At 34.8% G+C, this 24,067-nt stretch carries 23 protein-coding genes; 3 read left to right on the top strand and 20 right to left on the bottom strand.

Going from position 1 to position 24,067, the window contains the following annotated elements:
• Positions 1-3: 3 nt before the first annotated feature.
• Complete coding sequence (locus PQF96_RS25895; protein ID WP_271769737.1) at positions 4-2,367, top strand: glycoside hydrolase family 3 N-terminal domain-containing protein; 2,364 nt, start codon at positions 4-6, stop codon at positions 2,365-2,367.
• Between the two features lie 38 nt (positions 2,368-2,405).
• Complete coding sequence (locus PQF96_RS25890) at positions 2,406-3,005, top strand: methyltransferase domain-containing protein (RefSeq protein WP_271769734.1); 600 nt, start codon at positions 2,406-2,408, stop codon at positions 3,003-3,005.
• 4 nt (positions 3,006-3,009) lie between these two features.
• Here the strand turns inward: PQF96_RS25890 and PQF96_RS25885 are convergent, their stop codons facing one another.
• From PQF96_RS25885 to PQF96_RS25795, 19 genes are all read right to left on the bottom strand, one after another.
• A complete protein-coding gene (locus PQF96_RS25885) occupies positions 3,010-5,097 on the bottom strand; it encodes an alpha-ketoacid dehydrogenase subunit alpha/beta (protein WP_271769732.1) in 2,088 nt (695 codons plus the stop codon).
• A 49-nt stretch (positions 5,098-5,146) separates the two neighbouring features.
• On the bottom strand, positions 5,147-6,220 hold the full coding sequence (locus PQF96_RS25880) for a branched-chain amino acid aminotransferase (RefSeq protein ID WP_271769730.1): 1,074 nt from the start codon (positions 6,218-6,220) through the stop codon (positions 5,147-5,149).
• 84 nt (positions 6,221-6,304) lie between these two features.
• On the bottom strand, positions 6,305-7,582 hold the full coding sequence (locus tag PQF96_RS25875; RefSeq protein WP_408629617.1) for a dihydrolipoamide acetyltransferase family protein: 1,278 nt from the start codon (positions 7,580-7,582) through the stop codon (positions 6,305-6,307).
• A gap of 178 nt (positions 7,583-7,760) precedes the next feature.
• On the bottom strand, positions 7,761-8,357 hold the full coding sequence (locus PQF96_RS25870) for an acyltransferase (RefSeq protein ID WP_109433865.1): 597 nt from the start codon (positions 8,355-8,357) through the stop codon (positions 7,761-7,763).
• Between the two features lie 209 nt (positions 8,358-8,566).
• Entirely contained in the window at positions 8,567-9,319 is a 753-nt protein-coding gene (locus PQF96_RS25865; RefSeq protein WP_143917530.1) for an enoyl-CoA hydratase/isomerase family protein, read from the bottom strand.
• Between the two features lie 145 nt (positions 9,320-9,464).
• Positions 9,465-11,963 (bottom strand): phenylacetic acid degradation bifunctional protein PaaZ, encoded by a 2,499-nt coding sequence (paaZ, locus tag PQF96_RS25860; protein ID WP_271769725.1) that lies wholly within the window; start codon positions 11,961-11,963, stop codon positions 9,465-9,467.
• A gap of 64 nt (positions 11,964-12,027) precedes the next feature.
• Positions 12,028-12,249, bottom strand: a complete 222-nt coding sequence (locus tag PQF96_RS25855; RefSeq protein ID WP_143915720.1) for an RND family efflux transporter — start codon at positions 12,247-12,249, stop codon at positions 12,028-12,030.
• Positions 12,250-12,342: 93 nt separating this feature from the next.
• Positions 12,343-13,554: a 3-oxoadipyl-CoA thiolase gene (gene pcaF / locus PQF96_RS25850; protein WP_271769723.1), complete on the bottom strand. Its 1,212-nt coding sequence runs from the start codon at positions 13,552-13,554 to the stop codon at positions 12,343-12,345.
• An 82-nt stretch (positions 13,555-13,636) separates the two neighbouring features.
• A complete protein-coding gene (locus PQF96_RS25845) occupies positions 13,637-13,999 on the bottom strand; it encodes a four helix bundle protein (RefSeq protein WP_271769720.1) in 363 nt (120 codons plus the stop codon).
• 30 nt (positions 14,000-14,029) lie between these two features.
• On the bottom strand, positions 14,030-14,440 hold the full coding sequence (locus tag PQF96_RS25840; protein ID WP_271769717.1) for a PaaI family thioesterase: 411 nt from the start codon (positions 14,438-14,440) through the stop codon (positions 14,030-14,032).
• Between the two features lie 10 nt (positions 14,441-14,450).
• Positions 14,451-15,635 carry a 3-hydroxyacyl-CoA dehydrogenase NAD-binding domain-containing protein gene (locus PQF96_RS25835; RefSeq protein WP_271769714.1) on the bottom strand — a complete coding sequence of 395 codons (1,185 nt, stop codon included), beginning with the start codon at positions 15,633-15,635 and terminating at the stop codon, positions 14,451-14,453.
• A gap of 90 nt (positions 15,636-15,725) precedes the next feature.
• Positions 15,726-16,505: an enoyl-CoA hydratase-related protein gene (locus tag PQF96_RS25830; RefSeq protein WP_271769712.1), complete on the bottom strand. Its 780-nt coding sequence runs from the start codon at positions 16,503-16,505 to the stop codon at positions 15,726-15,728.
• 4 nt (positions 16,506-16,509) lie between these two features.
• Positions 16,510-16,875: a VOC family protein gene (locus PQF96_RS25825; RefSeq protein ID WP_271769710.1), complete on the bottom strand. Its 366-nt coding sequence runs from the start codon at positions 16,873-16,875 to the stop codon at positions 16,510-16,512.
• 62 nt (positions 16,876-16,937) lie between these two features.
• Positions 16,938-17,441, bottom strand: a complete 504-nt coding sequence (paaD, locus tag PQF96_RS25820; protein ID WP_271769707.1) for a 1,2-phenylacetyl-CoA epoxidase subunit PaaD — start codon at positions 17,439-17,441, stop codon at positions 16,938-16,940.
• A gap of 58 nt (positions 17,442-17,499) precedes the next feature.
• A complete protein-coding gene (paaC, locus tag PQF96_RS25815) occupies positions 17,500-18,255 on the bottom strand; it encodes a 1,2-phenylacetyl-CoA epoxidase subunit PaaC (protein WP_143915715.1) in 756 nt (251 codons plus the stop codon).
• Between the two features lie 69 nt (positions 18,256-18,324).
• Positions 18,325-18,609 (bottom strand): 1,2-phenylacetyl-CoA epoxidase subunit PaaB, encoded by a 285-nt coding sequence (gene paaB, locus PQF96_RS25810; RefSeq protein WP_271769705.1) that lies wholly within the window; start codon positions 18,607-18,609, stop codon positions 18,325-18,327.
• Between the two features lie 54 nt (positions 18,610-18,663).
• Positions 18,664-19,644 carry a 1,2-phenylacetyl-CoA epoxidase subunit PaaA gene (gene paaA, locus PQF96_RS25805; protein WP_271769702.1) on the bottom strand — a complete coding sequence of 327 codons (981 nt, stop codon included), beginning with the start codon at positions 19,642-19,644 and terminating at the stop codon, positions 18,664-18,666.
• A gap of 100 nt (positions 19,645-19,744) precedes the next feature.
• Positions 19,745-20,818 carry a 1,2-phenylacetyl-CoA epoxidase subunit PaaE gene (gene paaE / locus PQF96_RS25800; RefSeq protein WP_271769700.1) on the bottom strand — a complete coding sequence of 358 codons (1,074 nt, stop codon included), beginning with the start codon at positions 20,816-20,818 and terminating at the stop codon, positions 19,745-19,747.
• A gap of 102 nt (positions 20,819-20,920) precedes the next feature.
• Positions 20,921-21,490, bottom strand: coding sequence for a TetR/AcrR family transcriptional regulator (locus tag PQF96_RS25795; protein WP_109433878.1), 570 nt, complete (start codon positions 21,488-21,490; stop codon positions 20,921-20,923).
• Between the two features lie 198 nt (positions 21,491-21,688).
• Here PQF96_RS25795 and PQF96_RS25790 point away from each other — a divergent pair, with 198 nt between their 5' ends.
• Positions 21,689-22,126, top strand: a complete 438-nt coding sequence (locus tag PQF96_RS25790; protein ID WP_271769697.1) for an META domain-containing protein — start codon at positions 21,689-21,691, stop codon at positions 22,124-22,126.
• Between the two features lie 23 nt (positions 22,127-22,149).
• Here the strand turns inward: PQF96_RS25790 and PQF96_RS25785 are convergent, their stop codons facing one another.
• Positions 22,150-23,814, bottom strand: coding sequence for a T9SS type A sorting domain-containing protein (locus tag PQF96_RS25785; RefSeq protein WP_271769694.1), 1,665 nt, complete (start codon positions 23,812-23,814; stop codon positions 22,150-22,152).
• Between the last annotated feature and the right edge of the window lie 253 nt (positions 23,815-24,067).

Below are 24,067 nucleotides of genomic sequence, written 5' to 3'. Positions count from 1 at the left end.
ATAATGAAGAATACGACGATAAAAGTATTAATAATATCAAGTATGATATTATGTATCTGTTGTCAATCAAAAACAAAGAATAATCATTTTCAAAATCAAACAACAAAAGTTCATGAGCTTCTAAATAAAATGCCCAATGAAGAAAAGATTGCTCAACTACAAGGAGCATGGCTTAGAGATTTATTAAATGGAAAAACTCTATCTCTGGATTCATGTCGAAAGAAAATACCTCATGGCATAGGACATTTTGCTCAGTTTTCCTCGTCAACCGATCTTGATCCTGATGAACTTAAAAAAGTGATTCAGGACTTGCAGCAATATTTGATCAACGAAACCCCAAATGGGATACCTGCAATATTTCATGAAGAAGCAATTTCGGGATTTGCAGCAAAAGGAGCTACAACCCTACCTCAACAGATAGGAATGGGCTGTACATGGAATCCCGATCTTTTAAGAAAAAATACAGCGATGTCTGCAAAACTCATGCGACAAGTAGGCGCTACTCAAGCACTTTCTCCAATGCTTGATATCTGTAGAAATTCACATTGGGGTAGAATAGAAGAAAGCTTTGGTGAAGAACCTTACTTTATTGCCCGAATGGGCCTCGCCTTTGTCAAAGGATTACAAGGAGATGATCTTACTAAAGGAGTTGCGGCGACAACCAAACATTTTGCAGGATATGCAGGAGGCACAGATGATGAAAAGGTGTTTTATGAAGAAACATTATTGCCGCATGAAGCAACGATAAGGTTAGGAAATGCCCAGAGTGCTATGGCAGGTTACCATGCATTTAAAGGAATACCTTGTTCAGCAAACAAAGAATTATTAGTTGATATATTACGTACAAAACTTGGGTTTAATGGTGTAGCAATATCAGATTTTTGGTCTGTAAAACAGGTTTTTACAAAATACAAATATGCAAAAGATGACAAAGATGCAGGAGTAAAAAGTATTAATGCCGGATTAGATGTTGAATTACCTTTTGGGATGAGTTTTCCCTACTTAAAAGAAGCGCTGGAAGATGGTACTGTATCACAAGAAACACTTAATACATCGGTAGAACGAGTACTATTATTAAAAGAACGGCTAGGCTTACTTGACAAAAATAGTGTATTAGAAAAAGGAAAGAAATTAGATTTTGATCCACCCGAAAATAGAAAGAGAGCATATGAATCGGCTTGTCAATCGATTGTGATGTTAAAAAACAATGGGGTTTTACCTATCTCTACTAAATTAAAAAACATCGCTGTCGTAGGTCCAAATGCGGCAGCTGTACAATCATTGCTTGGTGATTACACATACCAATCCTTAGCAGCTTACTGGTGGAAATATCCTATCGATCCCAACAATCCTAAACTAGTTACACTTCTTGATGGACTGAAAAGTAATTTGGATAAAGAAATACATATTGCTTATGAAAGAGGGTGTGATTGGACTAAATCTATGAGTGACGAAATAGAAAAAGTTGATGGTGCTCTGGGTGATGAACGAAGCAAAAATTTAGAGTATTTGAATATTAAAGATCTACCCACTCCTAATACTGCTAAAGCTATAGATATTGCTAGAGAGAGTGACATTATAATAGCTGCAATGGGAGAAAATCTTTACTTGGTAGGAGAAGGCCGAGATCGAAAAGATATTCGATTACCAGGAGAGCAGGAAAATTTTGTGAAACAGTTAATTGAAACCGGAAAACCTGTTGTATTGATTTTATTTGGTGGGCGCCCACAAATTATTACTGCTATAGAACCAGGATGTGCAGCAATTTTACAAGCGTGGTTTCCAGGAGAAGAAGGAGGAAACGCATTAGCTGATATACTACAAGGCAAGGTTAGCCCTTCAGGAAAATTAACCCTTACCTATCCTCGTACTAATGAACAAACATCGATATGGTATAGCAAAGGTTACGACTCTTCAGATACCCCCATGTATCCTTTCGGATATGGTTTAAGCTATTCTTCTTTTTCTTATGATAACCTTTCCCTACCCAAAAATGTAGATATAAACGATGAGCGGATACCTATCTCTTTTGAAATTGAAAATACTGGTAAATATGATGCTGCGGAAATTGTTCAACTTTATGTAAGTCCTCCTCCTAATATCAAAGAACTTGAACCTATTGAATTAAAGGGGTTTGTTAGAACCAATATTAAAAAAGGAAAAAAGAGAAAAATAACTATTTTGGTTTCTCCAGAACAACTAGCCTATTATACCAATGATAACTGGGTGATTGAGCCTGGGATTTATGATTTTAAAATTGGAGCATCATCTATTGATATCAGATTATCCGGAAAAATAGAACTATCTGGAAACAAAAAAGAGCTGAGGCAACGCAATGTGCTTTTCTCTAAAAATAGTATTGAATAATATAAATCAAAAAATAATATCCAAGAAACAAATCATATATGAATCAATCCCAAGAAAATGCATATTGGACACAACGATATACCGAAAATCGTACAGGTTGGGATATTGGATATGTTGCGACTCCTCTAAAAAATTATATTGATCAATTAACCGACAAAACTATTAACATCCTTATTCCTGGAGCGGGGAACGCCTATGAAGCAGAGTATTTATTTCAAAATGGGTTTCATAATGTGTATGTCTTAGATATTTCTCAAACTCCTCTTGATACATTTGCCCAACGGGTTCCTGATTTCCCCAAATCGCAGTTGATATTAGGTGATTTTTTTACTTTAAAAGGGAGTTATGATCTCATTATTGAACAAACCTTTTTTTGTTCATTTGTTCCTACTCCAGAAAACCGATCAACATATGTTCTCCAAATGTCAAACCTTCTTAATCCCGACGGGAAATTAGTAGGCCTATGGTTTGATATTCCGCTTACAGACGATATGGAAAAGCGCCCTTTTGGTGGAGATAAAAAAGAGTATTTATCATACCTGGAAACACATTTTGAAACCATTATTTTCGAAAAATGCTATAACTCTATTCCCGAACGACAAGGAAATGAGCTTTTTGGTATTTTTAGGAAAAAATAAAGCCCTAATATTTCAACAATTCATTAATTTTAGCTTTTACTTTCGCTGTAGAAGGAATCATTGTTTGTTCTAATGTACTATTCAATGGAATAGCAGGCATATTTTCTGACCCTATAGTCATAACCGGTGCATCTAAGGATTTAAAACATTCTTCCTGAATTTTTCCTGCTAAAGCTCTGGCAAACGAATTATTACTTGGCTCTTCAGTAACCACAAGACATTTTTTAGTCTTTTTAACCGATTCTATAATCGTTTCTTCGTCTAACGGAAACAGTGTTCGTAAATCAATAATTTCAACAGTATCTTTTATACTTTTTGTAGCATTCAATGCCCAATGAACTCCCATACCATAAGTAACCACAGTCAATGTTTCTTTTTCATCCTGTGGCCAAATACGTTGTACAATATTAGCTTTCCCAAAGGGCAACACATACTCTTCTGACGGTTCTATAGTTCTTGCTGCTTCCGTTCCTTTAACTTTAGACCAATACAATCCTTTATGTTCTAAAATCACTACTGGATTAGGGTCATAATATGCAGCTTTCATAAGTCCTTTAAGATCAGCACCATTACTTGGATATGCAATCTTGATTCCACGAATATTAGTAACCACTGATTCTACAGAAGAAGAATGATAGGGTCCACCACTACCATATGCTCCAATAGGCACTCTTAAAATCATAGATACAGGCCATTTTCCGTTAGATAAGTAACAAGATCTACTCACCTCTGTAAACAACTGATTTAATCCTGGCCATATATAATCTGCAAATTGTACCTCTACAATCGGTTTTAAACCTACGGCAGACATCCCCACTGTTGATCCAACGATAAAGGCCTCCTGGATTGGTGTGTTAAATACACGTTCGTCTCCAAATTTTTGAGCTAATGTTGCTGCTTCTCTAAAAACTCCTCCTAATCGTCCCCCTACATCTTGTCCATACAATAAACATTCTGTGTGTTCCTTCATTAATTCTTCAACCGCAAATAAAGCACAGTCTACCATCACCACTTCTTCCTTATCTGAAGGAGATCGTTCTCCCTTTTCTTCTGTAATAGGTGTTGGCGCAAAATCGTGAGTAAACAGATCCTCTGGTTTGGGATCTTCAGCTTTCATAGCTTCCTGTAAATCCTTAGATACAGTAACTTTTGCATCAGCTTCGATTGTATCTACTTCTTTTTCTGTAAATCCATTCTCAAGCAATTGATTCCTCAATACGGGATATGGATCACGAGAACGAGCCTCCTCTAAGTCATCTCGATACCACTCCATTCTTACTCCAGATGTATGGTGGTTTAATAATGGTACTTTTGCATGTACAAGTATTGGTCTACGTTCTTCCCGTATTGTTTTAATCGCCTCTTGTATCGCCAGATAGCTTTCTGTAAAATTTGCTCCATCAATAGAAATGGCTTCAAGGCCATTAAATCCTGCTGCATATTCAAAAGCGTTTTGCGCTCGGGTTTCGGCTTCATTAGCCGAAATATCCCACCCATTATCCTGCACTAAATATAAAATCGGTAATTGCTTTAGGGCAGCCATCTGAAATGCTTCTGCAATTTCTCCTTCAGTGACCGAAGCATCTCCCAAAGAACACACGACCAGAGGTCTCTTGGATATCTCACTCGTACCTGACTCGTTTTCTGTACTATGATCAATACCTATTAATTCTTTATACTGCATCCCCATAGCCACTCCCGTTGCTGGAATTGCCTGCATCCCTGTCGCCGAGGATTGATGTGGTATTTTAGGTTTATCATCATCCCTTAAACTTGGGTGTGAATAATAAGTTCTTCCTCCAGAAAAAGGATCATCTTTTTTAGCCAATAATTGTAGCATCAGGTCGTATGGGCGCATTCCGATACCTAACAACATCGAATCATCTCTATAATATGGAAACGCATAATCCTGAGGTAATAGTTGCATCGCAGTAGCAATCTGAATAGCTTCATGTCCTCTGGACGTGGCATGTACATATTTAGAAACCGTTTTAAAATTCTCTTCATAGAGTTCGGTCATACTTTTTGCGGTGCATAACGTAGAAAATGCTTTTTGTAATACTTCTTTTGCTATTGTTTTTTGGGCTAACATAATTTTCAAATTTTTGAAATACAGATTGCTTTTTCAAGCATCTAAACATTTATCCTACTTTTTCTTCTACATTTACTGGTATAATCCAGCCATGTTTATCTTCTCTCTTCTGCATCTTTATTTCATCAAGAGTATTTTTCATATCCTGACTTACCGGGTTATTTTCTGGCAATGTAATTACTTCATCCATATATCCTATTGCTTCTATCATTGCTATAGCAACTGCTGTACCAGTACCAAAAGCTTCCTCTAGCTTTCCTTCTTTTGAAAATGCAATCACTTCATCTATAGTAATCGGGCGTTCCTCCACTTCGAAACCTTTATCATTTAACAAAGTAATTACACTATCTCTGGTAATTCCTTTTAGAATGGATCCATTTGTACTTGGAGTAATAAATCGACCATCGACTTTGAAAAAGATATTCATTGTTCCCACTTCCTGAATATATTTATGCTCATTGGCATCTAACCATAACACTTGATCGTATCCTTTTGCTTTTGCTTTTTCGGTAGGTAAGATGGCTGCAGCATAGTTTCCTGCTGCTTTTGCTTCTCCTGTTCCCCCGTCAGCTGCTCTTATATATTCTGTTTCTGCATATAGTCTTATTTTTTTTGTAAAAAATGGTCCCGCAGGAGAACAGATTACAATGAATTTATAGCTTGTCGCTGCACGCATTCCTATAAAAGGCTCATCTGCATACATGAACGGACGTAAATACAATGCACTACCTTCTTGTGGTGGAATCCAATTTTGCTCAACACCGACAATTTGTTTCACAGCTTCTACAAAAAGGGTTTCAGGAACAGCAGGCATTCCCATTCTGGCAGCACTGTGATTAAATCGTTTTGCGTTCTCTTCAGGCCTAAACAACAATGGTATATTGTTGTTACCAACGGTAGCTTTCATGCCTTCAAAAATTGCTTGACCATAGTGTAAAGCCATCGCAGCCGGGTGTGTTGGAATCAATTCCAGAGGCTCTATTCGAGGGTTTTTCCAAGCTCCGTCTTCATATTCACATACAAACATATGATCAGTAAAAGTTCTTCCCAAAGGAATATTATCAAAATCAATATCCTTTAATTTCGAATTTGAGGTCCTTCTAATTTTGATTTGTTCTTCCATTTTTTTTATATTTTTAATGACTTCGGGTATATACCAACAATCCTCTATCCCTTCATAAAAGGGAATTTTGTTAACTCTAATTTTTTAAATCTCTCTATTACTATCAAAAGCTTCTAATTCATCACCAACTTTACGTAGAAATGACCCTCCTAGAAATCCATCTACCACTCTATGGTCAAAGGATAAGGATAAATACATCATACTTCGTATTGCAATTTCATCTCCTTTTTCTGTGGTAATTACTTCAGGCCTTTTCTTTATGATTCCTAAAGCCAGAATTGCCACTTCTGGTTGGTTTATAATTGGTGTTCCCATTAGGCTACCAAATGTTCCTACATTAGAAATTGTAAACGTACTTCCTTTAACCTCATCTGGTTTTAAATCATTATTCCTTGCATTATTTGCCAGATGATTCACTCTCTTAGCTAATCCAAGGAGATTCTTCTCGTCTGCGTTTTTCACCACAGGAACAATGAGGTTTCCATTGGGTAATGCTGTTGCCATACCAATGTTAATATCACTATGGACTACAATATTTTTATCATCCACAGAAACATTAATCATTGGATACTCTTGAATTGCTTTTGCAACTGCTTCTACAAAAATTGGTGTAAACGTTAGTTTCTCTCCATGTTTTTCCTGAAATGCTATTTTCACTTTATTTCTCCAATTCACAATATTGGTTACATCAACTTCGATATAACTCGTCACATGAGGAGATGTATGTTTAGAGTACACCATATGATCTGCGATCATTTTACGCATACGATCCATTTCTACAATACGGTCTTTACCCTCTACAAATGCAACAGGTGGAGCATTATAGCTCGATTTGGGAGCTTCTAACTGCGGCGGTCTGCTTGGCAAAGGATACTTTCTGTTTTTTATATAGTGCATCACATCGCTTTTGCGAATTCGACCCTCTGTTCCTGTTCCCTGAATGCTTTGTACTTCTTCTAATGTTAAGTTTTCTTTTTGGGCTATGCTAAGTACTAATGGAGATAAAAATGCATCTGGATTAGACACCAGTTTTTGAGTTGTATATTCTCTTTTTGGGTTTGAGTCAGATATTTCTTTATTTTTTATCGAAAGAGTCTCTTTAGTAACAGAAACATTTTCTTTGGTTATTGTCTTCTTAGTTCCTTGAATAGTATCTTCATTAATAATAGCAATCACTTTTCCTATTTCGACTACTTCGTTAGATTGAAACAATATTTCTGTAATTACTCCTGCACAAGGAGAAGGAACTTCAGAATCTACCTTATCTGTAGCTACTTCTAAAATGGTTTCATCTTCTTCTACTGTATCGCCTACATTCTTTAACCAATTAAGAATGGTAGCTTCTGATATACTCTCGCCCATTTTGGGCATTTTTAATTCAATTATTGCCATTTTGGTTAACTAATGTTTGTTAGTTTAATGTTTATACTATGTTATTTATCATTAACTTTTTTGTCATTCCAGCATAAGCTGGAATCCATCACTTCATTTTCTGTTATTATAGATCCCAGATCAAGTCTGGGATGACAAATTTTATGGTCTATTTATTCTTAAACTCTTCTAATGTTTTATAAAACGCATCTTGCATTGGTCGATCCTTTGGCACTTCCCGCAAAGGTTCGACCTCCTGTAATGATTCAAAACAATCTCCAGGTAACTCCTGATACAATCGTGTTCCTTTTGTTTTCCAAGCGATCATATCATCACTTACCTCCTTGATCACTTTGGCTGGATTTCCTATAATTAAACTTCGTTTTGGAAATATTGTATTTGCTTTTACAAAAGACATTGCTCCCACGATACATTCATCTCCTATCTCTGCATCGTCCATAATTACCGTATTCATTCCTATCAAACAATTTCTGCCTAAATTTGCACCGTGAATCACTGCTCCGTGTCCAATATGTGCACTTTCTTTAAGTACAATTGATTTTCCTGGAAACATATGTACCGTACAGTTTTCTTGTACATTAACTCCATCTTCAAGGATAATTTCACCCCAATCACCACGTATTGCAGCTCCAGGACCGATATAGCAATTTTTTCCTATAATTACATTCCCCGTTACTGCTGCTAATGGATGCACAAAACTACTTTCGTGTACTACAGGTATATATCCTTTGAAGCTATAAATCATTGTTAAATATCAAATTATAAATGTGAAATCTAAAAATCTAAAGTAAGCAGTAATCATATTTAATAACTTTTCCATTTAGTATTTTACATTTTTCGGTTTTATATTTTAAAATCACTTACATTAAGAATAATACTTGCTGAAAATTTCATAAGCCTTTCTTGTAAATCATATTTTTGATTCATCCCATTTTATAATTTACACTTTCAACCCTATTTAAACCTTTTTAAAGTTTCTTTGGTAAAATCGCTTAGTACCAATCGTCCACTAATTACAGCTCTATCAGCCAATAGTGTATCCCAATCTTCTGTTCCTGTCCAGAATGCTTTTTTCATATCTGCCATTGCTTCTGGATTATATGTACATAAATGTTCTGCAAAAACTTTTACTTCTGCATCTAAAGTTTCTATATCTTCAAAAACCTTGGTGAACAATCCTTTATCTTTGGCCCATTCTGCATCATAAAATGAATTTGCATCAATTGCAATCTGTGTCATTGCAGATAACCCTATTTTACGTTCTACAGCTGGCCCTACGACAAATGGTCCTATCCCAACATTAAGTTCGCTTAGCTTTATTGATGCATACTTGGTTGCCATACAGTAATCGGTTGCTGAAGCAAGTCCTACTCCCCCACCTACAGTTTTACCCTGTACACGTCCAATAATGAATTTTGGGCATTTTCGCATAGCGTTAATCACATTAGCAAAACCAGAGAAAAATACTTTTCCAGTTTCGGCATCATTAATATTGATCAATTCTTTAAAACTCGCTCCGGCACAAAAGGTTCTATCTCTGCCACTTTTTAATACTATTACTTTGATCTCATCATTAGTTCCAGCTTCTGTAATAGTTTGTGCTAGTTTTGCCAGAATATCTCCGGGTAACGAATTATGAGCAGGATGAAAAAATTCTATAATCCCAACTTGATTTTCTATATTTATATTTACGTATGGTTGTGTCAATTTAAATATCAAATTTTAAATGTAAAAGTGTAAAGTCTTAAGTAATGATATGTTACTTTTTTATTTAACATTTTACATTTTTCGGTTTTACATTCTTTATATATCACATTTCCTTTGACAGGCTCAGGATGACATTTATTTTTATTTAATCAAAAAGTCCAAATTGTTCAAAGTGATGATTCAAATGTTTTACGTTTAATAGGTCCCATTCAAATTTATTCATCTCTCCAAATACTGCATTTTTGGTTATAGCATTTGGATTTTCTTTAAAATACACTTCAAACTCATTAAGAGCCTCTATCAGCTTTAACTTTGCAGCGGTCAAATCTGGATGCATTAACTCTTCCAATTCACCTTCTTTCATCAAAGGATGTTGATGTCCTTTTGGCATTGGTTTATGATTATATACCATCTCCTGTACTTTCTCGAGATATTTCTCTGGCGTAGCAATCTCAAAATCCTGAATTTCGCCAGATCCAATTCTAATCGTCTTCTCGATATGTTCAACCATGTGCTGTGGTGATAATATGCCCCACTTAGGTTTAGTATCTTCTGCTAATTTTGCTAAATATCCTTCGATATTTGATCTGTCAACTTGTATAAATGGAGATTTCTTTTGTACCATTGTTAGAATAGTAGCTATTGCTGCTAATTCATCTTCCTGATCAAATACTTCTACAAACCATTTTACAATTCCGCTAGGGAGTTCTTTGCCTCTATGATCCCGATCTACCTTTTGTTTACATGTTAATCTTACGTAAACAGTATCATTATGATAAATAGGTCTTAGAAACCTGCATTCTTCTAGTCCATAGTTCGCAGCTACCGGGCCTTTATTAGGATACACAAATAAACCAGCTGCAGCGGCAAGGATAAAATATCCATGAGCAGTTCGTTTTTCAAAGATACTTCCTTCTAAGGATGTAATATCGGTATGTGCATAGAAGTGATCCCATGTAAGGTTTCCAAAATTAATAATATCAGTATCGGTTACTGTACGTTTATGAGTTTTGATAGACATTCCTGGCTCTATATCTTCCCAATGATATGAAAATGGATGTTTTTCAGACACTTTATATTTAGAATTTGCCTGGTAAATGCCTGTTACTTCTGTTAGTGTTGTTGGTGTACCTTGTATAGCACATCGTTGCATAAAATGCTTGATACCACGCATTCCTCCCATTTCTTCTCCTCCTCCAGCTCTTCCCGGACCTCCATGAGTTAGTAACGGCAATGGAGATCCATGACCTGTGCTCTGCTTTGCATTTTCTCTATTTCCTACCAAAATACGTCCATGATGCGAAGCCGCTCCTACGATATAATCTCTTGCGATCTTATCATCATATGTAAAAATAGAAGATACTAATGATCCTTTACCCATTTGAGATAACGTAATCGCATCCTCCAAAGTATCATAAGGCATGATTGTAGATACTGGTCCAAAAGCTTCAATTTCATGAACATTGGTATTTTTAAATGGCTCATCTTCTCTTAGTAAAATCGGAGAGACAAAAGCTCCCTTTTGAGCATCTGCTCCAATGGTTTCTATTTTATCCAAATCACCATATACCAGCTGTGCTGTTTTAGCAATTTCTGTAACATTATTTCTAAAACTTTCTACCTGCTTTTTACTAGCTAAGGCTCCCATTCGTACTTCTTTCAACCTTGGATCTCCTATAGTAACTTTATCTAACTGTTTACCTAAAGCTATTTGTACATCTTCAACCAAAGTAGCTGGTACAATAATCCTACGAATAGCAGTACATTTCTGACCAGATTTTACTGTCATTTCTTTTCTGACTTCTTTAATAAACAGGTCAAATTCTGGTGTTCCCGGCACTGCATCTTTTCCTAGCACAGAGGCATTTAAAGAATCTGCTTCCATTGTAAAAGGAACGGATTCTTCTATTAACCTTGGATGTGCTTTGAGTATTCTTCCTGTATGTGCAGAACCTGTAAACGTCACTACATCTTGAGAAGATACCGTATCCAATATTGACTTTGTCATTCCGCTAAGCAATTGCAAAGCGCCTTCTGGTAATATTCCTGAATCTATAATTACCCGTACTACTGCTTCGGTCAAATATGCGGTTTGTGGTGCTGGTAAAACTACCGCAGGTACTCCAGCCATCCAGTTTGTAGCACACTTTTCTAACATTCCCCATATAGGGAAATTAAATGCATTAATATGCACTGCTACTCCTCTTTTAGGCACTAAAATATGATGTGCCATAAACCTTCCTCCTCGGGAGAGATCTATTGGATCACCTTCTACATGATAAGACTGATTTGGAAAAAGTTTTCTTAGAGATGCATTGGCAAACAGGTTTCCAAAGCCTCCCTCGATATCTATCCAGCTATCAATTCGGGTAGCTCCAGAACGGTAACTTAATTCATAAAATTCTTCTTTTCGCTTGGTAAGAAATAATGCTAAGGTTTTAAGCATATTTCCACGCTCTTGAAAGGTCATTTTTCTAAGAATTTCTCCTCCTTTAGTTCTACCATATTGTAATACTTCCGGAATATCTAATCCATCAGTCGTAGAATGACCAATAACTTCACCTGTAACAGCATCGTGCATTACCATTCCGTCTCCGGAACCGGCAACCCATTTCCCATTTATGTAGCTTTCTAGTTTTTTCATAAGTCAACCCTTTAACCCCAAAAGGGGAATTCTTAGGTGGGTGTTTTTTTTATTATACTTTATATTATAATTTCATTCTTACATCCCTCATACCAATTCTTGCGTCTTCTAATTCTACTCCTGCATTCCTAAGACCTATAAGTGCATTTCTAAGGTCTATTCTTGCATTTCTTAAGTTCATTTTTGTACTATTTGAGTCTATTCTAACATTTCTAAAATTCGTTCTTGCATTCCTCAAATCAATTCTTGCATTACTTAAGTTAATCTTAGCCTTCCTTAAGTTCATTCTTGCGTTTCTCAGATTCATCTTATTCTTTTTTAAAATGGATTCAGCCTACGCTGGAATTATAATCTAATTCCCTTTATGGTTATACTTAATTTACAAACTTGTATTTTCTATTACACAAGCATATCCTTGACCTACTCCAACACACATTGTGATTAAAGCATATCGTTTATTTTGTTCTTTTAATTCTAAAGCTGCCGAATATGCTATTCTGGCGCCCGTTACTCCTAATGGATGTCCTATTGCTATTGATCCGCCATTAGGGTTTATTCTTGGATCATTATCTGCTAATCCCCATTCTCTTATACACGCTAACGCCTGAGAAGCAAAAGCTTCATTAAGTTCGATAACATCTACATCATCCATTGTAATCCCTGCTTTTTCTAATGCCTTATTAGATGCTTGAACGGGGCCTATTCCCATAATTCTTGGTTCTACTCCAACCACAGCAGAACTTACGATTCTTGCAATGGGGTTTAGGTTATATTTCTTTACAGCATCTTCAGATGCAATTATAGTTGCTGCTGCACCATCATTAAGTCCTGAGGAGTTCCCTGCAGTTACGCTTCCATCTTTTTTGAAGGCTGCACGAAGCTTACCTAATACTTCTTTAGTGGTGTTTGCTTTTATAAACTCATCATTGGAAAAAAGAATTGGTTCTTTTTTACGTTGAGGGATTTCTACTGTCACTATCTCTTTAGCTAACCTTCCTGATTTTTGTGCTGCGGCAGCTTTCATCTGACTCCAATATGCAAATGCATCCTGATCTTCGCGAGAAATGTTATATTTTTCTACTAAGTTTTCCGCAGTATTTCCCATACCATCTGTTCCATAAAGTTCATGCATTTTATGATTTACAAAACGCCATCCAAAGCTAGAATCATACATTTTGGAATCATTACCAAAAGCTGATGATGGCTTAGCTATTACATAAGGTCCACGTGTCATATTTTCTACTCCTCCAGAAATAAAAAGATCTCCGTCTCCAGTTTTAATTGCACGATTTGCATGAACTATTGCAGATAACCCAGAACTACATAAACGATTTATCGTTTCTCCCGGAACGTTAAAAGGAAGACCTGCTAATAATGCAGACATTCTTGCAACATTACGATTATCTTCACCTGCCTGATTAGCGCATCCCATAATTACATCATCATAAGCTTCTTTTGGAATATTTGGATTCTTTTCTATTAATTTTTCAATTACCAAAGCTCCTAAATCATCTGTTCTCACAGCCGACAATGTTCCTTTATAACTTCCTATCGGAGTTCGCACTCCATCTATGATATATGCTTCTTTCAAAATTTTAAATTTTAAATGTAAAATTGAAAAATCAAAAGTTTCATCTTCAATTTTTACAATTTCACCTTTTTAGTTTTATATTTTATTTTGTATTTGATGTTTTAATACTAGTGGTAAAAATTGCTACTAGTTCCTTACATTCTTGTATAATCTTATCAAGCTTATCATAATCGTTAATTAATTTTGCCTCACTTAAAATCTGTAGATTTACTTGTGACTCTCTTAACTCCTTAAGACATATTTTCATTTTATGAATAAAATCCCTTCTCGATTCTGCACTTTGAGCTTCTCCATAATTTAATGCAGCCGAAGTAACAGAGCGAATTAATTGCTTAGTCAAATGTTCAGATGCAAAAGACTTGTTTAATGCATTTACATTAAGAATAATACTTGCTGAAAACTTTACTAGCCTCAACTGAAGATCATATTTCTGAACAGTTTTCACTTTTAAATTTTATATTTTTCAGTTTTACATTTATTCTTCCCAGTCTTTACTGGTTCTATATACTACTCCTTTAAACAACGCTACAATATCATTTCCTCTCTTTACTTCCACAATATTGAAACCAACCTTGGTTTTAGCAATATCTGTTACTGCTTCTGCGGTTAAATAGTCCCCTTCTTCTAATGCTTCAATATGATTGATAGAAGTCTCTATAGAGACTGCATATTTTCCATGAGTATTAGCCGAAAAGCCAAAAGCAGTATCAGCTAATGAATAGCTAATTCCACCATGTGCTTTTCCCATGCTATTAAGCATTTCCTTTCGTACCATCATTCCTACTTTACACCTCCCTTTTACAACTTCGAGCACCTCGATTCCTAACCATTGACTGAAAGCGTCCTGAGACAGCATCTTATGAGGAATAGTTTCTGATTTTATCATTCTTATTATACTAGTTATCTGAAACTAATTTCTTGCTGAAAAAAGTTTTTTTCTCCCTATTCATTCTTCTTAACAATGGGCTACATCGATATCTATCCTCATGATACTCATCGTATAAACTGTCTAATGTGTTAACACACCAGTCAATTCCTTTTTCATCTGCCCAGGTTAATAATCCTTTTGGATAATTCACCCCTTTGGTCATTGCATTATCAATATCTTCTGCAGAAGCAATATTCCAGAAAAGTGCATCTGCAGCTTCATTTATCAACATTACTAATACTCTATCAAAAATATATTTTGCTAGTGCTGCATCTTCTTTTGGAAATGGTTTTACGACATTAGTACCATAATCATAATACCCTTTGCCTGATTTTCTTCCTAAATATCCTGCTTCAGATAATCTTTTTTGGGTAAAAGAGGGTTTATATCTAGCATCATAATAAAAGGCCTTAAAAACGGTTTCTGTCACTGTATAATTAATATCATTACCAATAAAATCCATCAATTCGAAAGGTCCCATTCTAAACCCTCCCAAAGTTTTTAGACTCCAATCTATAGTCGCTACATCAGCTAACCCTTCTTCATAAATTCGTAACGATTCTCCATAAAAAGGTCTTGCAACTCTATTTACAATAAATCCAGGGGTATCTTTTGCTATTGCAACTACTTTCTTCCAATCCTTAATTATGCTCACAACCTTATCCATAACTTTAGCAGAAGTCTGTACCGCTGGTATTACTTCAACTAATTTCATTAAAGGTGCCGGGTTAAAAAAATGAATCCCTATACATCGTTCTGGTTTTTGCAATGAAGAAGCTATGGAAGCAATGGATAAAGAAGATGTGTTTGAAGCAATAATTGTATCTTCTGAAACATAACTTTCTAATTCTGAAAACACTTTCTTTTTAATATCAATATCTTCAATAATAGCCTCAATGGTTAGATCTGCATCTTTAAGCTCTTTTAAAGTATTTACATATGAAATATTGGATTGTATACGAGTTTTTTCAGTTTCATCTATTCTTCCTTTTTCTATTAAACGAGAAAGAACTTTCTCCAGAGCTGCTTTACTTTTATCTAAAGCTTCTTGTTTTGTATCAAATACTTTTACATTACAATCAGCCGTGGCAGCTACCTGAGCAATACCACTTCCCATTGTTCCTGATCCTATTACTCCTACTTTATAAATCATAAATTTTAAATGTAAAATATAAAAGTCTAAAGTTTCCTTCTATTTCTAATCACTTTTACCTTTATCATTTTTCTGTTTTATATTTTTAATTTACTTGCCTTTAAATATTGGTTTTCTTTTTTCTATAAATGAATTTACACCCTCTGTATAATCTTCACTTTCTGCAGCTTCTATCTGTAAATCTGATTCCATTGCCAATTGTTCTTTAAGCGTATTGACCATAGATTGATTTAATAACCTTTTGGTTAGTCCCAGAGCTTTTGTTGGCATTTTTGCCAGTTTTGAAACTAGTTTAGTCACTTCTTCTTCAAAAGTTTCAATAGAAAACACTTTATACAGCATCCCTAATTCTTCAGCTTGGTTTGCGGATACTTTATCTCCTAACATCATTAATGCTGATGCTTTTTGAAAGCCAATTAATCTAGGCAGGAAGAAAGTTCCTGCACTATCAGGAATTAATCCAATTTTACTAAAGGCCTGAATAAAACTAGCAGCTTCAGAAGCGACAACAATATCACAAGCCAAAACTATATTTGCTCCTGCTCCAGCAGCTACGCCATTTACTGCAGCAATAATTGGTTTTTCTATTGTTCTTATCCTTTCTACAATTGGATTATAATGTTCTTCAAGTATTTTTCTAAAACCCGGATTTAATTCGGGTGAGGTAACTTCATTGAGATCCTGGCCTGCACAAAATGCTTTTCCATTACCGGTAAGAACTATTGCTCTTACTTCTTCATTTGTATTGCATTCGTCTAATGTTTTTTGCAACAATAAAGCCATTTCTCTATTAAAACTATTAAATGTTTCTGGACGGTTTAACGTTACCCGTGCTACTCCATTTTCAATTTGCAATTGGATTGAAGACATATTTTTAATTCTCTATTTTAAATTCTGGGTTATAAATAATTCCTATAATATTATTCCAAGGACACTTTACAGAGGCCACCATTATTTCTCCTCCAACATTTGTTGGTTTTTCATGTTCGACAGCTCCCAATTGGAGTAATTTTTGATATGTTGAATGTATATCCTCAACACCCCAATATGATAATACTCCTCCAGTTTTTTTGTCTTCTAGAGTTTGTTCTGGTAATAATCCTAGTTCATATCCTGCGATATTAAATCCAACATAAAAAGGTTCATCAAAATATGGTGTTTTATTAAAAGCCTCAGAATACCATTTCTTAGCCTTATCCAAATCATCAACTTTATATATTGTTGTCCTTAATCCTAACATTATTCTAATTTTACTTTTGAGACTCTACTGTTCTACTTTCAATCATCGGGGTAATGGAGTTGTCATTTTAAACATTTGAAATAATCAAAAGGTTCGAGGCAATCCTCACACTGAAAAAGTGCTTTACAGGCAGTCGAGCCAAATTGACTTACTAATTTTGTATGTATTGAACCACATTGAGTACATTTTACAATCTTCTTATTGCCCAATAATGCTTCTTTATCAGCTTCTTCAGAAAGAGGTGCTGCAATTCCGTATGCTTCTAATGCTTTTCTACCTCTTGACGTAATCCAATCTGTAGTCCACGCTGGTGATAACACCAAGGAAACCTCGGCTTTGATATTTACTTTTGTAAAAGCATCAATAATATCATCCCCAATAACATCCATTGCCGGACAACCACTATATGTTGGAGTGATTTTAATCTTAGCAATATTCTCTTGCATTTGCGCATAACGAACAACTCCCATATCCATAATGGACAATACCGGAATTTCTGGATCATGAACTCCTTCCAGAATTGGAATTAACTTTGGATCAATATGTTGTTCTAATTGTACAGTCATTATTTTATCGAATACTAATCTTAAAACAAGTTAAGGATGACAATACTATCCAAGTTGATTACCATTTCATATTTGGATATGCACGTTGCATATATTGCAAATCAGAAAGTAAATACCCCATATGTTCGCTATGTACTCCTTGCTTACCTCCTTTTTGAAACCATTTTGTTTCGGGTATTGTAAGTGTAGCTTCATCAAACACTTCTTTTACCATTTGTACATATCTTTCTTTAAGAGCAATAGTATTTACCCCAATATTATCTTGCAAAGCCATATCATCATCATCTGTCATATGGAATAACTCATCTGTAAATCTCCAAAGGTCATCAATTGCCTCTTGAACTTTTTGATGACTTTCTTCTGTACCATCTCCCAATCTTTTTATCCAATCTGATGAAAATCGTTGATGATAACTTACTTCTTTAATTCCTTTTTTGGCTATAGCTGAAAGGGTTTCATCACTACTATTCTGTAATTCCTGTAAAAGAAGTAAATGAAAAACATCATAAAAGAACTGTCTTGTAATCACATAGCCAAAATGCCTATTAGGTTGCTCAACCAGGAGTACATTTTTATATTGTCTTTCACTTCTTAAAAAGGCAATATCATCTTCGGTTTTATCATCTCCCGACAGTTGTGCTACATATTGATAATAACTTCGTGTCTGCCCTAATAGATCTAATGCCATATTGGTCATTGCAATATCAGTTTCCAGATTTGGTCCATGACCACATAATTCTGATAATCGCTGACCAAGGATTAAAGCATTATCGGCGATCCCATAGATGTATTGTATTTTATTTTCGTTTTTCATTTTTAAGTTTGCTTTAGTTAAGCATGTATTACCCTTCGACTTAGATCAGGGTGACTTCATTCTTGCTTCTTACATATGCTTTACTTCATCTGGTAATGTATAGAAGGTAGGATGTCTGTATACTTTATCCTGAGCAGGATCAAAAAGTTCTTCCCTATTTTCGGGGTTTGAGGCTGTAATATGTTTGGATTCTACAACCCATATACTTACTCCTTCATTCCTACGTGTATATACATCTCTAGCATTTTCTAAAGCCATTTCTGCATCTGCAGCATGTAGGCTTCCAAAATGGCGATGTTCTAAGCCATTCTTACTTCTTACAAACACCTCCCAAAGTGGCCAATTGTTTTTCATCTGTTTATATTTTTTTAGCTAAATTCACTTATCCAACTGTTTAAGCAAAAACTATTATATCACTTTTTTAAGTTTCCTAGTGTCTTGTTTTTCTGCATAGGCCATTGCTGCATCACGCACCCATTCTCCTTCTTCCCAAGCATTTACTCTAGCCGACAAACGTTCTTTGTTACATGGACCATGACCTTTTACTACCTGCCAAAACTCATCCCAATCAATTTCTCCAAAGTCATAATGACCAGTTTCTTCATTCCATTTCAATTCTGGATCTGGAATTGTAAGTCCTATTAAATCTGCTTGTGGAACAGTTTGGTCTATAAATTGCTGACGTAGCTCGTCATTAGTTTTACGTTTTAATTTCCATTTCATAGATTGCTCTGTGTGCACAGATTCTGCATCTGTAGGCCCTAACATCATTAATGAAGGCCACCACCATCGATTTAAAGCATCTTGCGCTAATTCTTTTTGTTCTGGTGTTCCTTTTGCTAATGTCATCATTATCTCATATCCCTGACGTTGATGAAAACTTTCTTCTTTACATACACGTACCATAGCTCTTGCATATGGTCCATAAGAAGTGCTACATAAAGGTACCTGATTAATAATAGCCGCACCATCTACTAACCAGCCAATAGCACCAATATCTGCCCATGTGATTGTTGGATAATTAAAGATACTGGAGTATTTTGCTTTACCTGTATGCAATTGTTCATATAACTCATCTCTTGATATCCCAAGTGTTTCACAAGCACTATAAAGATAGAGACCATGACCAGCTTCATCCTGTACTTTGGCTAGTAGCGCTACTTTTCTGCGCATAGAAGGTGCTCGGGAAATCCAATTTCCTTCTGGTAACATTCCTACAATTTCTGAATGGGCATGTTGAGAGATTTGCCTAATATGTGTTTTTCGATACTTTTCTGGCATCCAATCTCTTGGTTCAATCTTTTCATCCCTAGCAATTCTTTGATCAAAGATTTCCTCTAGGCTTCGACTCTGCTCAACCCCAGTGTTTTTTACTTCTTTTTCGCTCATAACAATTCTATTTTTATTATGAAAAATGGACTCCTGCCTTAACAGAATTACAATTCCAAATTATACTCTTCATCTTTGTTTTTATTTACAAACAAGGATTCTAAACATCAAAATCAACAACTACTTTTTCTGTAGTAGGTACTGCCTGACAAGATAAAACCAAGCCTTTGGCGACTTCGTCTTCTTCTAATGCATAATTTACTTTCATTTGTACCTCTCCTTCAATAACTTTACATTTACATGTACTACATACACCTCCTTTACAAGCAAAAGGAAGATCTGCTCCAGAAGCCAAAGCTCCATCCAAAATATTATCGTGATCATCATCCATAGCAAAGTGAAATTCCTTTCCTCCATCTATGATTGTAACTTCGGTTCCATCAAACTTATGATCCAGCACTTCTGCTACTTTTTTCTTATCCTCATCAGTAGCTCCAGAAAAGAACAACTCATAATGAATTTTTTCTTTACTCAGTCCTGCGCCCACCAACTCATCTCTAATCAAGAATATCATTTCCTCAGGTCCACAAACAAAACATTCATCAACACTAGAAATATCAATTATCTTATCTGCGAGTTCTTGTATTTTTTCTGCTGTAAATCTTCCATTGAGTAACGGAATATCTCGTTGCTCTTTGGTCAAAAAGTAAAATATCTCTAGCCTACCAAAATATGTATTTCTAAGTGCTTCAATCTCTTCTTTAAAGATAATTGATTTAACGTTTTGATTCAAATAAAATAGCTTGAAAGTACTATTTGGTTCTGATATCAAATGTGTCTTTATAATCGACAATATTGGAGTAATACCACTTCCTGCTGCAAAAACAATATAATTTTTAGGTCTAGAAGGGTTAATCTCTACATAAAAGTTTCCAACAGGAGGCATAATCTCTATGACATCTCCTACTTTTAAAACATTATTTGCAAAATTTGAAAACAGACCTCCATTAATCCTTTTAACAGCCACTTGCCACTTATTTTCAACTGGACTAGAACATAAAGAATAGGAACGTCTAACCTCGTCTCCATTTATGGTTGTCTTGAGCGTAAGATGTTGTCCTTGTTTATAAACGAATTTATCTTTGAGCGCTTCTGGTACATCAAAAGTTATCGAAGTACAGTCCTTAGTTTCTTTATTCAATTCAGAAACTTTTATGGGATAAAAATCAGTCATACTCTAATTTAACTATATCGTTATAGTTAAACAAAACTAACGATTGTTAGTTTGAATCACAAATAATTATATGTTAATTTTAAATCCTCAAAAAAACAAACACTATACAACTCCTTTAAGGAGTACTGATATCATATCACGTTTTAATATATCAGAATCGATATTTTTTTGATTTGGATACCACAAATACAATGTTCTTAAAGTAGACAGTGTAGAAAACACCATAATCTCGATATTATACGGTTTAATCTCTCCTTTTTCAACTCCCTTTTTGACTATATTCCTAAAATTCTCTTCATAATCATGTCGCATTTTCTCGAAATATATAAGATTTTCTTCTTCGAGATGCATCCAATCACTATTAAGAGAACCTAGTCCATCTGCATTACGCAAAGTAACATCTACGTGCAAACTGATAATATTTTCTAACTTTTGAATTGAGCCTACATCAGAGTTTATGATTTGATTCATTCCTGTCGTAAATTCTTCTGCAAGATCTATGATAATAGTAGATAAAATCTCTTGTTTTGATTGTATATGGTTATACAAACTTGCTGCTTTAATACCCATAGCTTTTGCCAGATCTCTCATGGTAACAGCGCTATATCCTTTCTCTGTAAAGAGGATTGATGCAGCATTAATAATTTCTTGCTTTCTACTTTCGGGTTTCATTTGTTTTTATTTATTTATCTATAGATGAAAATCACAATCACATTCATTTCATTAGAAGATATTTACATTTTTCCCTATCAAAAATAAATTTTAATCTCATATAACATATCTTTTTACGATTAAAAACCAAGATTATCATTAATTTACCACTTTAAATGGCATAATTTTGGTCATAGAAATCATAAAAACCTGATTCTCATGAAATATCTAGTAATTATTTTATTCTCTCTACTATTTTCTAACACTAACACTTGTAATGAAAAAAAGAAAACAGCTAATCATCAAGAAGAAGAGAGCCAAACTGATCAGGAAATTACTTTTTTGATTGCCACGCTTAACGGAAATGATATTTCCAACAAGAAATTATATATTACGTTTGATGAAAAACGTAATTCTGCTACTGGAAATTCTGGATGCAATACTTTTTCATCCAAATACACCATAGATAAAGAAGACATCTCTTTTGGCTATCCTATTGCTACAAAAATGTATTGTGAAGAAAATGCTAAATTAGAACAAGAATTTTTCAAAACATTAATTCAATCTAAGGTTAGAATCATTACTGAAGATTCTTTATTCTTAAAAGATGAAACGAAAAAGATATTATTCTCTGGGATAAAAAAGCCCAAAGAATAATATGATGAATTAACACCTGGAGTTTATAATCGCTGACTTACAATTACTTTTCTTGTAAACGAAGTCCCATTCGTTGCGTTTTTAACATAAACAAAATACAATCCAGATGACCTATCATTCATATCAATATCTTCTTTTTCTAAAGATAATTGACCTGAACCGATACGCTGTCCAGAAATATTATAAATGATATACTCTAAAACGTCTTCTGGACCATTAGCAATTGTAATTACAGCTTTTTCTGTATCAAAAAAGACAACTACCTCTTCTTCCTCTTCCGGAGGTGTAACAACTGGTGGAGTAACTGTACCCTCTCCTTCTACCGAGAGCATATCCAGAGTTTCTCTACCTGTATTTGTTGGATCCAACCAATTAGAAAGTCTATTTGAATCGGAATTTCCAAAATCCCAAGAGATATTGAATCTACCATAAAAATCTGAAAGACCATTATCATCTGTACCTGCACAAGCAGCTCCACCACCGGCAAGCTGTCCTACAATTCTTCCTTCTGGATTAAAAAGAGCTGACCCAGAAGACCCTCCTTCTGTAACACCTATATCCCAATCCTCTACTCTCCAAGAATCCACCGGATCCGGGATACCTCCAATATCTGTCTTAATATCAGTAAGTACTTTATCTTCTCTACACACCTTCATAATATCCCCAGAAGGGTGATGAATACCTACTGCAAAACCTGAAGCTATATTTCTTCTATCCCAACCAGCCCATTCTAAATCCCAGGATGGATCCAAACCACCGTCCAAGCTTAATAATTTAAAATCTGACTCTGGATTAGACGCTCTTCGAGTAGCCCCACTAGTTGTTTGTTCTACAGTAGCATCAGGACTATTTAAAACAGTCCCACAAGAAGGATCCGGGCTAATCCAATTAAAACGAAACGCCCATGTAGCCTCATCTCCTGCATTACAATGATTCGCTGTTAAAAAATATGGAGCTTTATCATTACTAGTATTGTTGATTAAGGTTCCTGTACACACAAACCCTTGCATAACGATAAATGCTACAGAATGCTTTAATCTTTCTTTTATCGGATCAAAATCACTACCGACTGTACAATCAACGTCCTGATTACAATCTCCCGATGTATTTAACTTTTGTGTAATTTTAGCATCGCCAATAGTACGATATCCATGTATAATTTTGGAAATACTCAATTCACCTTGTCCCACAACTGAAGAAGGCTCATAATACTCTAACCAAACATTACTTCCCATTACAGGCCAAGTACCTAATTTTTGGTCAGGCCTGTTAAAAATATTAGTATAAGCTCCTAACAGATCTGTTCTATCATTATTATAAATATATAAAGTCGCACCTCTTGGTATTTTATAAGTATCAAAAATACAGCTTATTGATTTTGCTTCTTTAGATATGATATTAAGTCTCCAAATTCTATCTCCGTTTTCTAATTTATCCCAAACTCCAGAATTCTTAAGATTCAGATCTACTTTGAGTTCATATCCAAATCTCCAGGGAAGTGACTTATTTTTATCATTCTTAGCATCTTCAACCTTAAGCTTATTCAAATCAAAGCTTTTCATTAATGTAGGAACAATACTTTTTTTGGTCTGCATACTCCAGCTAAAAGGTGTACCCTCGTTACTAACTTGAGCATTTATTGTTCCTAACGTAAAAATCAATCCTAATACTATCAGCTTAAATCTCACAACTATATATTTTTATGTAATAAAAACAAATTTAACTATAATAAGAAGAACACAAAGTTATCTTAGCTATTTTAAATTCTAAAACTTAACAATTAAAACAGATAAATGCCTTTATTCTCTTTATTCTATATGATTTTCTCAAAAATCATATAGAAGGTTATCTGGTTTACAATTTGTTCTTTCTGTATTAATATAAAACAATTTATCTACCAAATACCCTACCCTTTCTATTTTATTAACTTAAAAAAGATTA

Origin of the sequence: Aquimarina algiphila, from assembly GCF_947494415.1 — a bacterium.
Classification (GTDB): Bacteria; Bacteroidota; Bacteroidia; order Flavobacteriales; family Flavobacteriaceae; genus Aquimarina; species Aquimarina algiphila.
Note: the sequence above shows the minus strand (reverse complement) of the source record. Positions and strands in the feature narration are given on the sequence as shown.

Coding starts and splice junctions, on each gene's coding strand:
- PQF96_RS25895 (WP_271769737.1), top strand. CDS start 4: ATGAAGAATACGACGATAAAAGTATTAATAATATCAAGTATGATATTA.
- PQF96_RS25890 (WP_271769734.1), top strand. CDS start 2,406: ATGAATCAATCCCAAGAAAATGCATATTGGACACAACGATATACCGAA.
- PQF96_RS25885 (WP_271769732.1), bottom strand. CDS start 5,097: ATGTTAGCCCAAAAAACAATAGCAAAAGAAGTATTACAAAAAGCATTT.
- PQF96_RS25880 (WP_271769730.1), bottom strand. CDS start 6,220: ATGGAAGAACAAATCAAAATTAGAAGGACCTCAAATTCGAAATTAAAG.
- PQF96_RS25875 (WP_408629617.1), bottom strand. CDS start 7,582: ATGGGCGAGAGTATATCAGAAGCTACCATTCTTAATTGGTTAAAGAAT.
- PQF96_RS25870 (WP_109433865.1), bottom strand. CDS start 8,357: ATGATTTATAGCTTCAAAGGATATATACCTGTAGTACACGAAAGTAGT.
- paaZ (WP_271769725.1), bottom strand. CDS start 11,963: ATGAAAAAACTAGAAAGCTACATAAATGGGAAATGGGTTGCCGGTTCC.
- PQF96_RS25855 (WP_143915720.1), bottom strand. CDS start 12,249: ATGAACTTAAGGAAGGCTAAGATTAACTTAAGTAATGCAAGAATTGAT.
- PQF96_RS25840 (WP_271769717.1), bottom strand. CDS start 14,440: ATGATAAAATCAGAAACTATTCCTCATAAGATGCTGTCTCAGGACGCT.
- PQF96_RS25835 (WP_271769714.1), bottom strand. CDS start 15,635: ATGATTTATAAAGTAGGAGTAATAGGATCAGGAACAATGGGAAGTGGT.
- PQF96_RS25830 (WP_271769712.1), bottom strand. CDS start 16,505: ATGTCTTCAATCCAATTGCAAATTGAAAATGGAGTAGCACGGGTAACG.
- PQF96_RS25825 (WP_271769710.1), bottom strand. CDS start 16,875: ATGTTAGGATTAAGGACAACAATATATAAAGTTGATGATTTGGATAAG.
- paaD (WP_271769707.1), bottom strand. CDS start 17,441: ATGACTGTACAATTAGAACAACATATTGATCCAAAGTTAATTCCAATT.
- paaC (WP_143915715.1), bottom strand. CDS start 18,255: ATGAAAAACGAAAATAAAATACAATACATCTATGGGATCGCCGATAAT.
- paaB (WP_271769705.1), bottom strand. CDS start 18,609: ATGAAAAACAATTGGCCACTTTGGGAGGTGTTTGTAAGAAGTAAGAAT.
- paaA (WP_271769702.1), bottom strand. CDS start 19,644: ATGAGCGAAAAAGAAGTAAAAAACACTGGGGTTGAGCAGAGTCGAAGC.
- paaE (WP_271769700.1), bottom strand. CDS start 20,818: ATGACTGATTTTTATCCCATAAAAGTTTCTGAATTGAATAAAGAAACT.
- PQF96_RS25795 (WP_109433878.1), bottom strand. CDS start 21,490: ATGAAACCCGAAAGTAGAAAGCAAGAAATTATTAATGCTGCATCAATC.
- PQF96_RS25790 (WP_271769697.1), top strand. CDS start 21,689: ATGAAATATCTAGTAATTATTTTATTCTCTCTACTATTTTCTAACACT.